The 12,759-nt window shown below is 52.0% G+C and carries 9 protein-coding genes; 5 read left to right on the top strand and 4 right to left on the bottom strand.

Features of this window, described 5'->3' with window-relative positions:
• Window positions 1-156: 156 nt before the first annotated feature.
• The 4 genes from AC0YNU_RS22245 to AC0YNU_RS22230 form a co-directional block, all read right to left on the bottom strand.
• A complete protein-coding gene (locus tag AC0YNU_RS22245) occupies window positions 157-1,065 on the bottom strand; it encodes an S-layer homology domain-containing protein (RefSeq protein ID WP_475760718.1) in 909 nt (302 codons plus the stop codon).
• Between the two features lie 139 nt (window positions 1,066-1,204).
• On the bottom strand, window positions 1,205-1,669 hold the full coding sequence (locus tag AC0YNU_RS22240) for a GlcG/HbpS family heme-binding protein (protein ID WP_475760716.1): 465 nt from the start codon (window positions 1,667-1,669) through the stop codon (window positions 1,205-1,207).
• Window positions 1,670-1,757: 88 nt separating this feature from the next.
• Window positions 1,758-3,245, bottom strand: coding sequence for a glycosyltransferase (locus AC0YNU_RS22235; RefSeq protein WP_475760714.1), 1,488 nt, complete (start codon window positions 3,243-3,245; stop codon window positions 1,758-1,760).
• A 32-nt stretch (window positions 3,246-3,277) separates the two neighbouring features.
• Complete coding sequence (locus tag AC0YNU_RS22230; RefSeq protein WP_475760712.1) at window positions 3,278-4,744, bottom strand: glycosyltransferase; 1,467 nt, start codon at window positions 4,742-4,744, stop codon at window positions 3,278-3,280.
• A 198-nt stretch (window positions 4,745-4,942) separates the two neighbouring features.
• Here AC0YNU_RS22230 and rfbH point away from each other — a divergent pair, with 198 nt between their 5' ends.
• Genes rfbH through AC0YNU_RS22205 form a run of 5 tightly spaced genes read left to right on the top strand, consistent with a single transcriptional unit; the run spans window position 4,943 to window position 12,244 of the window.
• Window positions 4,943-6,268 carry a lipopolysaccharide biosynthesis protein RfbH gene (gene rfbH, locus AC0YNU_RS22225; protein WP_475760710.1) on the top strand — a complete coding sequence of 442 codons (1,326 nt, stop codon included), beginning with the start codon at window positions 4,943-4,945 and terminating at the stop codon, window positions 6,266-6,268.
• Window positions 6,265-7,044: a glucose-1-phosphate cytidylyltransferase gene (gene rfbF, locus AC0YNU_RS22220; protein ID WP_475760708.1), complete on the top strand. Its 780-nt coding sequence runs from the start codon at window positions 6,265-6,267 to the stop codon at window positions 7,042-7,044. Before rfbH ends, rfbF begins: the two co-directional genes overlap by 4 nt.
• A gap of 6 nt (window positions 7,045-7,050) precedes the next feature.
• Window positions 7,051-8,154 carry a CDP-glucose 4,6-dehydratase gene (gene rfbG / locus AC0YNU_RS22215; RefSeq protein WP_475760706.1) on the top strand — a complete coding sequence of 368 codons (1,104 nt, stop codon included), beginning with the start codon at window positions 7,051-7,053 and terminating at the stop codon, window positions 8,152-8,154.
• Window positions 8,155-8,171: 17 nt separating this feature from the next.
• On the top strand, window positions 8,172-9,956 hold the full coding sequence (locus AC0YNU_RS22210) for a thiamine pyrophosphate-binding protein (RefSeq protein WP_475760704.1): 1,785 nt from the start codon (window positions 8,172-8,174) through the stop codon (window positions 9,954-9,956).
• A gap of 47 nt (window positions 9,957-10,003) precedes the next feature.
• A complete protein-coding gene (locus tag AC0YNU_RS22205; protein WP_475760702.1) occupies window positions 10,004-12,244 on the top strand; it encodes a glycosyltransferase in 2,241 nt (746 codons plus the stop codon).
• Window positions 12,245-12,759 lie beyond the last annotated feature (515 nt).

Here is a 12,759-nt window from a genome sequence, read left to right as displayed (position 1 = left end):
GATGATTTTCTCCCTGTTTTTTCATAACGAAAAGCACCCCCTATAGTTTTCATCGGTTTAAACACTAGGGTGTTTTTCCAATGTCCACTATAAGGGGTGCAGATCAGACGGAGGAAGGGCTTTTTTTGATTGCGCTCAGTTACCGATGCAGAACGATTACAGCGCGCTGTCGACAGGCGATGCCGGGTGAGCCTTCAAGTAGGCGGTCGCTTTGGCTGCGATTTCGGTGGCATCGACTAGGGTCAGTTGGGTTTTCGGATGAAAGTTACCGGCTTGATCCAAGCCGATGAAGCCAAGCGCCAGCGCCGTTTGAACGGCGCCCGAGTTAGAGATATCCATCTCGGATTCATCGTTCACGTTGACAGGAACGACATTAATCATCGGCAGTTGACCGCTGGATTGGAGCGTATGCACCAGCAGGTACGTGAACGACTCGCGAGTGACGACAGCGTCTGGATCGATCTTGATTTGCAGAGACGCTTGCGGTCCGACGACTTGCTTGATCAACTGAACGGCCTGCTCCGCGGTGATCGCCTTGCCCGCGTCGATCGGCGAAGAGTGGGCTTTCAAGTAATTTTGCGCATTGCGGATTTCCGAGTCTGCGTCGGCTCTCGTAATGACGGATTTCGGATTGAATTTCCCGTCGGCATCCAATTTTACGAGGTCATAGGACAAGGCGCGTTGGATGGAAGCGGCGTATTCGGGCGAGATACTATCCAGATCTTTAATCTCGACGACGACCGGCTTGATCAACGGCAGCTTGCCTAGTGCTTCCATCTCATTTACGAGACGGGAAGTGAATTGTTCGCGCGTGATCTGGTGATGCGGATCCTTGAGTCCCGCGGTAAGATGAACGTACCAAGCGAAATTGTGCGCAAATTGAGTGTACCAGGACGAATCTCCTGCATTCAGGTTGCTCTGAAGCATAACGGCTATCGGGCTGTTACCTGGTGCTTTATCGTAATCCTTCAGGGAAGCGGCGGATGTGATTTGTGGCCCGGCAAATCCGAATAGCATAGCGGCTGCGGCGGTGGACAGGGCGATCATCTTAAACGGTTTCTTCATTTGTATTCACCTCATGGAGTAGTGTCTTGCTGTTACGTACCCCTAGACGTGCCTTTCCTTAAAAAGGTTCCTTAAAATTAAGATTATCCAACAATTGGAATGCATGCCGATCCCGGGCCAGTACGCGAGGTGCTGATGATTATCCGCGAGTTGGCAGAAGAGGAGCGGACGATGCCGATGCTTCTCCAGCTGAAGGCAGACTATTGAAGGCTACTACGGCGGCATTGGCCACTTCAATGTCCTGAGCGCTCGTGCCTCCGCTTACGCCGATGCCGCCGATGACTTTTTTGTCACGGACGAAAGGGATGCCTCCGCCCAAAATGACGATTCTGCCATGGTTGGTCGTATTGATACCGAACGAAGGCGCGCCGGGGAGCGCCGATTGCGCAAGGTTGGCTGTCGGCATCTGCATGGCTACGCTGGTCCAAGCCTTATTCTGCGAGATGTCGATACCGGCAATTCTGGCGCCGTCCATACGGTGGAAAGCGATGAGGTTCGCTCCTTCGTCAACGATTGCGATATCGCTTGCCAAGCCCATTTGCCGGGCTTTCTGCTCCGCGACGGCAAGCAAGTATTTTGCGGTTTCCAAGCTTAGTTCGATCAATTCTTTCACTCCTCAGCAGGTGGATGTTCTATTACAATATGGTCATTACCCCAGCAGGGTACCTCGGCTTTGATCAAGCAAAGGTAATTTATTCGTGTACAGCGGCTGTTATGGCACGGATCTCGCTTAACGTTTGCTCATAATAGGGCTCGTCATGATAATGTTCGCTGAAGATATCCTCGAAACGTTCGATATCCGTTCGGAAACGATTGGCGATAATGCCTCTATACCAAGGGAGGATAAAGTGGAAGAGAGACCGGCTTTTCTCCTCGCGCAGGTTGTCTTCCGTCAGGCCCTTACCAATAAAATACCTTAAAATCGACTGGTAGCTGCGAAATACCACCTCGCCGAAATTGTAACCGCTCGGTTGATTGCCTTCGAATTGAAACATGCTCCAATTCACGACGCAAAATTTAGGATTCTTCATCAAGATGGCATATTGAAGATACATTTGATTGAAGGCGGAATCGAGGAACAGGTCGGGCTGCTCGACTAGCTCCAGATCCGCTCTTCGTAAAATCATGCCCGAAATGAACGTGGACATGATCGTCGACGCGGCGAGAAATGCCGGCGCGCCTTCGGCCGTGTACACGCGGCGGTCATCGTTGTAGGTATGAATATGAATAATCCCGCAGTCGCGTTGTTCCTTCACGATATCAATAAGAGGCATCAGCGAGTCGTCCACCAAATAATCGTCGTCGCCTTGCAGCTTGATGAACGATCCTTGCGCCAAGCGCATGACGTGATAAATATTACGGTCCGCCCCCGTATTCTCGCGATTACGGGAATATTTCAAGCAGGGATACCGAGCTGCATAACGCCTAATGACTTCAGGCGTATCGTCCGTGGAGGCATTGTCCGATACAAGCACTTCAACCGATGCATCCGCCTTTAATTGGGTGAATATCGCATGCAAGCAGCGGTCCAAATTAGCAGCGCGATTGTAAGTTGGAATGCAGATCGAGAGCAGCGGAGGGGGCTGCTTCGGGCTCAATCGGTTAGGAATCGGATCTATTTTACGGCCAACATCGACCCATCTGTCCAAAGCAGGTTCGTAGATCTGCATGATTTGCGCCGGCGCCCCGCTTACCACGCATTGCTCCGGTACATCCGATTCGACTACGCTTCCTGGCTGCACGATACTTCCTCGACCGATCCGGATCGGACCGACAATGACGGAGCCCGCACCGATGCGGACGCCTTCTTCGATATAGACCTCATCCGAAGAATCAAGGAGCGGTTGCGCCGTCACGGGTCTTCCGACTTGGCGGTATTCATGATCCGTATCCGAAATATATACGCGCGGTTCAATGATTACATTGCGTTCAAGCTCAATCCGATTCGAAGCCGCGATAATGAGCCCCTGTTCGCAGGTGCAGCCATCTCCGATAATGATTTTCGGCGTTGCTCCTATCCCTGCAGCCATGCTGTTCAACCAATGATAGCCCCGGATCGACACGCCGCTGCCGATGGATATTTCTTCCGGATGCGTGAATTGCCCGCTGGCGTCAAGGTGAGATGCCTCGCCATAGCGATAGAAGGTAGCAGCCGTTTGCGAATCTATGGACACCGACATGCATATGCTCCTCTTTGTTTATTGGGTTCCTCTTAACGAATAGCAGCCATAATGGCCAATCCGTCCTCATAATAAGGCTCGTCATGATAAAGCTCGGTATAGATGTCTTCGAATCCCTTCGTATCGGCGACCATGTTCGTCAAGACGATCTGTCTGAACCACGGAATGGCGTATTCATAGAGCGTGCGCTTCTTCTCTTTCCTGAGATCGTCGATCGTCAATCCCCTTCCTATGAAATGTCGAAGGATCGATTGATAGCTTCGGAAAACGATTTCGCCAAAATTATAAGCATTGGAAGAATTGCCTGCGTACGTGAACATGCAGCTGTTCATTACGCAGAATTTGGGGTTATGCTCCAGAATCGCATATTGGAGGTAAAGCTGATTGAACCATGAGTCGAGAAATAACGCTGGCTCTTCTATTCTCATCAGATCTTCACGCCGCAGGATGATGGAGGTGATGAAGGTGGCGTAGATCGAAGTTGCATCCAGGTAAGCGCTCATTCCGGACCCGGTCCATATTCTGCCGTCCCCGTTTCTGACGAAGATTTGAATGACGCCGCAATCGCCGTGGCCGTGCAGAACATGAAGCAGGGGGTGCAAGGTTCCATCCACGTAGAAATCATCGTCGCCTTGCAATTTGACGAATTTCCCTTTCGCCAAATTCATAACGCGGAATATGTTCGGATCTCCTCCGATATTCACTTCGTTGCGCACGTATCTCATATTGGAATAACGCGAAGCGTAGCGAGTCGCTACTTCTTCCGTTGCATCGGTAGAAGCGTTGTCGGACACGATGACTTCGATCAATTCATTGTTTCCGATCTGCTCGTAGATGGTTTGCAGGCAGTGTTCTAGATGGGGAGCGCGATTAAATGTAGGAATGCATATCGAAAGCAGGGGATGGCAACGGCGAGCGGCAAGCAGCGCATTCGCATGCTCATCGCCCGAGACGCGAATCCAGCTTCCGGAAGACGGTTCATAGAGTTGAACGATCGCAGCAGGGGTTCCTGCCACGACGCAATAATCGGGAACGTCTCTCGTCACCACGCTGTTCGGTTTAACGACGCTTCCCACGCCGATCCGCACCGCACCCAGCAATGCCGCATTTGCACCGATCCACGCACCCTCGCCAATATGAACTTCCCCTACTTCCGCGTATTCGCAATGGTTTGGAATAGGAGCTCCTATTGTGTGAATCGCGTCCATGTCCATGTGATCGCTGATACGCACATGGGGACCGATCAGTACGTTTCGGTCCAGTATCACTTTGTTCTTGGCGGAAATCGTCAGTCCAGGATTGATCTGGCACCCGTCGCCCAGAAGGATGGCGGGCCCTCCATGCCCGGAGGCTGCGACATGTAACGCGTAGGGAGCGCGCATAAGTACGCCGTTTCCAATGGCTATTCGCTCAGGATGATCGAAGGTGCCTCCGCATTGAACATGCGCATCATTCCCGAACTTCTGAAATCGAGCGGCTAATTCAGGAGAGACGTACATCGTGATCTAAAGCCCCCTTCTTCATCGCTTAGAGCATCGTATTCATAACAGGCGATGGGTGATCGAACTTTCCTAGGCGCCGGGAATGGATTAAACATTTGCGAAGCCCTGCATATAGTTAATAAATGGGCATATCGCTATGTGCAATAGGCGGGATTTATTCATGCAGCTATGCAGGGGCAGGGGGATTCAACAGCGATGAATTCGTCCGAGCAAGAGCTAAGAAAACAAATTTTAGCCTTAACAGCCGCATTCTATGCGGAGAAGTGGTCTCCGAAGGCTTTTCGGCCTGGGGTTGATTACGTTCCCGTCAGCGGCAAGGTATTCGATCAAGAAGAGGTCGCGCACGTCGTCGATGCGTCCCTCGATTTCCACTTGACGACAGGCCGATACGCGCTGAAGTTCGAGCGTGAATTCGCCGCATTCATGAACTGCAGGTATGCGCTCCTGACCAACTCCGGTTCCAGCGCTAATCTCCTGGCAATCGCAGCGCTTACTTCTCCTGAGCTCGGGGAGCGCAGGCTTCGACCCGGAGATGAAGTGATTACCGTAGCTGCCGGGTTCCCAACAACGGTGAATCCGATTATTCAATACGGCCTGGTTCCCGTCTTCTTGGATGTGGATATTCCTACGTACAATATAGATACTGCGCTCCTGGAAGCCGCGATCGGCAGCAAGACGAAAGCGATTATCATCGCGCATACGCTCGGAAATGCCTTTCGCGTCGACGAAGTCAAACGAATTGCCGATCAGTACGGCTTGTGGCTGATCGAAGATACGTGCGATGCCGTCGGGACGATGTATCAAGGGAAACGCGTCGGCGCATTCGGGGATCTCGCGACAGTCAGCTTCTACCCGGCGCATCACATCACGATGGGCGAGGGAGGGGCCGTGCTGACCTCGTCGCCGAAACTGAGAAAGATCGTAGCATCGTTTCGGGACTGGGGAAGGGATTGCTGGTGCGATCCCGGCAAGGATAACTCGTGCGGCAAAAGGTTCGAATGGCAGCATGGCGACCTTCCGCAGGGCTACGATCATAAATATACGTACAGCCATATTGGTTACAACTTGAAGGTAACCGACATGCAAGCGGCCATCGGCGTCGCGCAATTGAAGAAGCTTGACGCGTTCATTGCCATGCGCAAGCAGAATTTCACCTTCTTGAAGGCAGCGTTAAAACCGTTGGATGACGTGCTCATTCTGCCGGAGGCCACCGAGGGAAGCCATCCGAGCTGGTTTGGCTTTCCGATCACGCTGCGCGAAGAGGCGCCTTTATCCCGCAATCAACTTGTTCAAGAACTGGAGAAGCATCGTATCGGTACCCGATTGCTATTCGCCGGGAACGTGCTTCGTCAGCCCGCTTACCGAGACATCGCCTGCCGAATCGTCGGTACGCTGCGGAACACGGACCGGATTATGAACCAAACGTTTTGGATCGGCGTGTATCCAGGACTGACCCCGGAAATGCTGCAGTACGTTGCGGATGTTTTTCATACGCTTTTGAAAAGGGGTTCTTCATCATGAAAGTCGTCATTCTGGCCGGCGGTTATGGAACGAGAATCAGCGAAGAAACGCATTTGAAACCGAAACCGATGATAGAAATCGGCGACAAGCCGATCCTCTGGCATATCATGAACAGTTACTCGCAGTACGACTTTAGAGAGTTCATTATTTGCCTCGGTTATAAGGGAAACGTGATCAAAGAATATTTCGCGCATTATTATTTGTACGGATCCGATGTGACGTTCGACTTCGGGAGCGAAACGAATAAGGTGACGGTGCATAACCGCTACCTGGACCCTTGGAAAGTGACGTTGGTCGATACCGGTCAAGAAACGATGACAGGCGGAAGACTGAAGAGAATCCAGAAATACGTGGAGAATGAGCCCTTCATGCTTACTTACGGGGATGGACTCTCGGATCTGGACATCGGAAAGCTGGTTGATTTCCATCATTCGCATGGGAGAATAGCGACGCTGACCGCGACGCAGCCGACCGGACGATTCGGAGCGCTGAACGTTTCCGGCGAGAGTCAGGTGCTGGGGTTCGAGGAGAAGCCGCAAGGGGACGGCGGATGGGTGAACGGCGGTTATTTCGTATTGCAGCCCGACGTATTCGACTTTATCGAAGGCGATGCAACGGTATGGGAGAAGGAACCGCTGGAGTCTCTGGCAAGATCCGGGGAGTTGATGGCGTTCCATCATAAGGGATTTTGGCATCCCATGGATACCCTTCGGGACAAAAACTATCTGGAGGATCTGTGGAAGACGGGAAAAGCGACCTGGAATAGGAACGGATGAGAAACGATGCCGAGTAGCGGCTTCTGGTCAGGGAAGAAAGTGTTGATTACCGGAAATACGGGCTTCAAAGGCAGCTGGCTCAGCCTGTGGCTGCAGTCTCTGGGCGCCGACGTGACCGGTTATGCGTTGGAGCCCGCAAACACGCCGAATTTGCATGCCTTATGCAGACTTGATTCTTCGGTGCGCTCGGTTACGGCCGATATTCGAGATCGAACCTTATTGCTGAGAACCATTCAAGATACGCGGCCCGAGGTGATCTTCCACATGGCCGCTCAACCCCTCGTTGGCTATTCGTACCGCAATCCCGTAGAGACGTTCGAGGTCAACGTGCTTGGCACCGTAAATCTCCTCGATGCGGTGCGCATGGCTGTCGGGGATGGAGCGGGTATTAAAGCCATCGTTAATGTAACGACAGACAAGTGTTATGAAAATCACGAATGGTCCTGGGGTTACCGTGAAATCGACAGGCTGGGCGGTTTTGACCCGTATTCCAATAGCAAGGCGTGTTCGGAGCTCGTCACGTCGTCTTTTCGAAACAGCTATTTTAATCCGAAGGATTATGCGGCGCACGGACTTAGCGTTGCCACGGCAAGAGCCGGCAATGTGATCGGCGGAGGCGATTGGTCGGAAGATCGAATCGTGCCCGACAGCATGCGGGCTTTATTAACGGGCAAGAAGCTGAACATACGCAATCCTGTCGCTATTCGCCCTTGGCAGCATGTACTCGAACCGCTGCAAGGTTATTTGCTGTTAGCGCAAAAGATGGCAGAGCGCGGGACGGAATTCGGGGAGGCATGGAATTTCGGACCGATGGACGATAGCGTGAGAAGCGTGGGTTGGTTGGTTAAGACGATCGGAACGCTTTGGGGAGAAAATGATTTCTATGAATTGGCTCAGGGGAGCCCTCCCCATGAAGCGGTCAATCTTAGTTTGGATAGCTCGAAAGCCAGGCGAAGCTTAGGCTGGCAGCCGGTTTGGGACGTGAAGACGGCGCTGGAAAAGACGGTCGAATGGTTCCAAGCCTATCGGCAGCAAGCGGATATGAAGACGGAATGCTTGAAGCAATTAGAGGCCTACACGCATGCAGCAAGGGCTAAGCAGGACAACTAGCCGTGGAGGGGATTCGGGTGAAGTTATCCGATTACGTGATCGACTTCATAAGCAAACAAGGCGTCGCGCATATCTTCGAAATGACGGGCGGGGCGATCGTTCATTTACTCGACTCCACCTTGGACAGAGCGGATATGAGCTGCGTTTCCGTCCATCACGAGCAAGCCGCTGCTTTCGCCGCAGAAGGGTACAGCCGGATAAACGGGAAGCTTGGCGTGGCCATGGGTACGAGCGGACCCGGTGCGCTTAATCTGCTTACGGGTATCGGGAGCTGCTATTTCGACTCCGTTCCTTGCCTGTTCATTACCGGACAGGTGAATACGTATGAATATAAATTCGATCAACCCGTCCGGCAAATCGGATTCCAGGAAACCGACATTGTCAGCATCGTGAAACCGATCGTGAAGTTTGCCGATATGATCACGGATGCGCGGCGAATTCGCCGCGAGTTGGAAAAGGCCGTGTTTATTGCCCAGCATGGCCGTCCCGGACCCGTGCTCCTGGATATTCCGATGAATATCCAACGTGCGCAGATTGAGCCGGATACGCTGGAGAGCTTCTTCGACAGCGAAGAATACCAAGGGTATGCCGATTACGTTCAGCCGTGCGCGGCAGAAGACATCGAGCTGGCGATTCGGCTGCTTGAACAAGCGGAACGCCCCTTGATTCTCGTCGGCGGCGGCGTTCGAGGGGCGAACGCAACCCAACAACTCCGCGAGCTGGCGGAGAGCTGCCGAATACCGGTTGTCAGCTCGTTGATGGGTCTAGATGCGCTGCCGGCCGACCATCCCATGAGTACGGGACTTATCGGTTCCTACGGAAATCGCTATAGTAATCTCGCGTTGGCCAACTGCGATTTCTTGCTCATCTTGGGGTCGCGATTGGATTCTCGCCAAACAGGGACGCGGCCCGATACCTTCGCCAGAGCGGCCAAGAAAGTTCATGTGGATGTGGAAGACGTTGAACGATTCGGGAACGTGCGCGCGGATCTAACGATTCGTGCCGATGTCCGGCAATTCTTGAATGATATGAATAAAGCCTTGTCCGGACGGCTCCTTCCGGACTTCTTGCCATGGCAGGAAACCATCTTGCGATATAAGCGCAATTATCCGAGCGGGAGACCTGCGGCCCAATCGGAGGCGATTAATCCTAACCGTTTTATGGAATTGTTATCCTCGCGCAGCGGCGAAGGCGACATTATCGTGCTGGATGTCGGTCAACATCAAATGTGGGCCAGCCAATCCTTTCGCTTGCGCGAAGGTCAACGGCTCCTGAATGCCGGCGGCATGGGAGCCATGGGATTTGCTCTTCCGGCCGCGATCGGAGCCGTCATGATGGCCCCGGATAAACAGGTCATCGTGATTGCAGGTGACGGCGGCATACAGGTCAATATTCAGGAGCTGCACACGATTGTTCACCAGGAGCTTCCGATTAAGATTTTCGTCATGAATAATCATCATTTGGGCATGGTGAGGCAATTCCAAGATCTCTATTTCGAAGGTCGTCAGCAATCTTCGGTTCAAGGGTACGGCTGCCCCGATTTCGTGAAAGTGGCGGCTGCTTACGGCATTCCTGCTCTGAAAGTGGAGCGCTATGAAGAAGCCGCAGCCAAGATCGACATGGCGTTGGAAGCAAAAGGTTGTTTTCTAGTCGAGATCCATTTGGACGTTCTGACCAATGTAATTCCCAAGCTTGCCGTTAATCGTCCGATTGAAGATATGTCTCCCTTGTTAACGCGCGAACAATTAGCGGCCGAGATGCTGATAGAGCCTCTCCCGGAACCCGGTGACGGCGTATCGTGACGTGAATGACATGAGAGCGGCAGGGCATTTCGTATCGAGGTGGACAAATGACAACCAGCATCGTGATTCTGACGCATAATCAACTATCGTTAACGGAAAGGTGTTTGCATAGCATCAGGCAGCATACGAAGGATTATGAACTCATCGTCGTCGATAACGCGTCCACGGACGACACGGTGGCTTATTTAAGGATGCAGCCCGACGCGATCATTCTGGAGAACAACGAGAATCTTGGTTTTGCCATAGGCTGCAACCAAGGCATGGCGCTTGCAACGGGGGAAAACATCCTCTTTCTCAATAACGATACGATCGTGACGGAACACTGGTTAGAAAATATGCTGCGCGTGTTGTACGAGAACGAAAGAGTCGGAATGGTCGGTCCCGTAACGAATTACTCCAGCGGACATCAATGCATTCCGGTTACCTATAGCGATATGAGCGATGTAAGCGGACTTGAACGATTCTCGAGGAATCATTGCCAAGAGAATGCAGGTTGTTACACCGATGTGCGCCGTTTGGTCGGTTTCTGTTTATTAGCGAAGAGAAGCTTGCTGGACGAGATCGGCGGCTTCGATGAACGTTATCGGCTCGGAAACTATGAAGACGACGATCTATGTCTGCGCGCGCTGCGAGCCGGATACTTGCTGCGGGTCGTTCATGATTCTTATATCCACCATTTCGGCCATGCGACGATGCATCATCTGGCAGAAATGAATCTCGCTTCGCTCATGCAGCAAAATCGTCAGAAAGCATCGGAAAAGTGGGGCAATGAAATCCATCAGATTATTTATAAACCCGCGCGTACCGTCAGTTTCTGCATGGTTGCCAAAAATGCCGGGCAAACGTTAGCGCAATCGTTGGTCTCCATCCTGGATGATGCGGAGGAGATCATTATTGTCGATCTGGGCTCGGACGATCGGACGATCGAGATCGCGAACAACTATACCTCTCGTGTATTTCGTTATGACGGACCGGATGAACTTGAAGGTCCTTGCCGATATGCCTTCGATCAAGCAACGCAAGAGTATGTCGGTTGGCTGCAGCAAGATGAACGGTTCGATGCGGAGCTGCTTAGAAAGCTAGCTAGCCTGAAATTTTCAATGGATGGCAGCGAGGATCGCGTCTCTCTGGCCAACGATCGCTGCCTGTTCCGCAGAGCGGCGGGATTTCCAATGCCGGACGAATCGGAAGAGGGGGAGGGAAGCTCAACGATGATTACCGTTAGTCTGTGCATGATCGTTCGGAATGAAGAGGACGGACTGGCTAATTGTTTATCATCCGTCAAGGGAATTGCAGACGAGCTTGTAATCGTGGACATGGGATCAACCGACCGCACGAAGGAAATTGCCGCATCCTTCACGGACCGGATTTTTGATTTCGAATGGACGGATGATTTCTCGGCAGCTCGCAACTATGCCTTCAGCCAGGCCACCAAAAAATATATCCTCTGGCTGGATGCCGATGAACATATGCAGGAGAAAGACCGGCAGCTGTTCATCAGACTGAAAAAAACGCTTGGCATGGATGTGGATAGCGTGACCATGAACGATTACCTCGCTTTCGATACGTCCGGGAACGTAGCTACCAGTCAGCGGCGGCACCGATTAGTCCGCAGGGACCGCAGCTTTCCATGGATGGGCGCGGTTCATGAATATCTGGCTGTCTCGGGCAACATACAGCACAGCAACGTGGGCATTACACCTAGTAAGCGTGAAAGGCCTACTGACCTTCACTTGCAAATCTACTTAAAGAAAGAGCAGGCCGGTGAACCGTTCGCGCCAAGAGATTTATATTATTTTGCAAATGAGCTGCGCGATCACAGTCAATATCGCAAGGCCATGCTGTATTACGAAAAGTTTCTGAGCAGTAAAGAAGGATGGGTGGAAGATAATATCCAAGCCTGCATGCGGATCGCCGATTGTTTTGGACGGCTGGGCCAGAGGGAGAAACAGGTCGAATCGATGTGCAGGACGCTCGCCTACGATAGACCGAGGGCGGAATTTTGCTGTGCGCTTGCTGGCTATTTTCTGGAAGAGAAGCAGTACGACAACGCGATCTTTTGGTTTACGGCTGCCGTGAATCAGGAGCACGACGCGAATACGATGGCCGAGGTCAATCATTTTCACTCGACTTGGCTGCCTCACTTGCAGTTGTGCATTTGTTACGACCGCTTAGGACAGTTTGAGCAAGCGAATGCGCATAATGAGAAAGCCTTGTCGTATTATCCGAATCATCCGAGCATGCTGTTTAATCGGAATTATTACCAGAACAAGTTGGGAGTTAACTGATTTCTTTTTTTTCATCGAGTAATCCGTCCATCCCAGTCAACGTTTATCCTCATACTTTATGGGTATGGAGGTGACAGACGTTGACTGTTTTCTGTTCGCTAAAGAAAGCGAAATCGAACAAGAATCGAAAAACAACTAAAACCACATGTCCAGGAAACAACCCTCGTAAAAAAAAGAAACCAGTCAACAAGTCGCCAAAGGGTCCTCATAAACAGAAAAAAAGGAAAAAACCACATAAAATGTGTTTGGTGTGCCATGAAGTACGTTGTACATGCCATAAGAAATGTACCAAGAAAGGAAGTTGCAAGCGAGGTCCGCGCGGGTTGAAAGGAACCACGGGCGAACAAGGGCAGACGGGAGCAACAGGTGCTACGGGAGATCCGGGAACAACCGGAGTAACGGGAGCGACGGGTCCGACGGGACCGAAGAGAGCTGCTGGTCTGACTGGGGCTACTGGTGCTAGAGGTGCGACTGGAGCTACGGGAGCAAGAGGAGCGACTGGAGCTACGGGTGCA

Source organism: Paenibacillus sp. J31P316 (assembly GCF_056269105.1).
Note: the sequence above shows the minus strand (reverse complement) of the source record. Positions and strands in the feature narration are given on the sequence as shown.

Excerpts from the sequence above, each read along its gene's own strand:
- AC0YNU_RS22230 (WP_475760712.1), bottom strand. The coding sequence starts at position 4,744 with ATGTACGTCTCTCCTGAATTAGCCGCTCGATTTCAGAAGTTCGGGAAT.
- rfbG (WP_475760706.1), top strand. The coding sequence starts at position 7,051 with ATGCCGAGTAGCGGCTTCTGGTCAGGGAAGAAAGTGTTGATTACCGGA.
- AC0YNU_RS22205 (WP_475760702.1), top strand. The coding sequence starts at position 10,004 with ATGACAACCAGCATCGTGATTCTGACGCATAATCAACTATCGTTAACG.
- AC0YNU_RS22245 (WP_475760718.1), bottom strand. The coding sequence starts at position 1,065 with ATGAAGAAACCGTTTAAGATGATCGCCCTGTCCACCGCCGCAGCCGCT.
- rfbF (WP_475760708.1), top strand. The coding sequence starts at position 6,265 with ATGAAAGTCGTCATTCTGGCCGGCGGTTATGGAACGAGAATCAGCGAA.
- AC0YNU_RS22235 (WP_475760714.1), bottom strand. The coding sequence starts at position 3,245 with ATGTCGGTGTCCATAGATTCGCAAACGGCTGCTACCTTCTATCGCTAT.
- rfbH (WP_475760710.1), top strand. The coding sequence starts at position 4,943 with ATGAATTCGTCCGAGCAAGAGCTAAGAAAACAAATTTTAGCCTTAACA.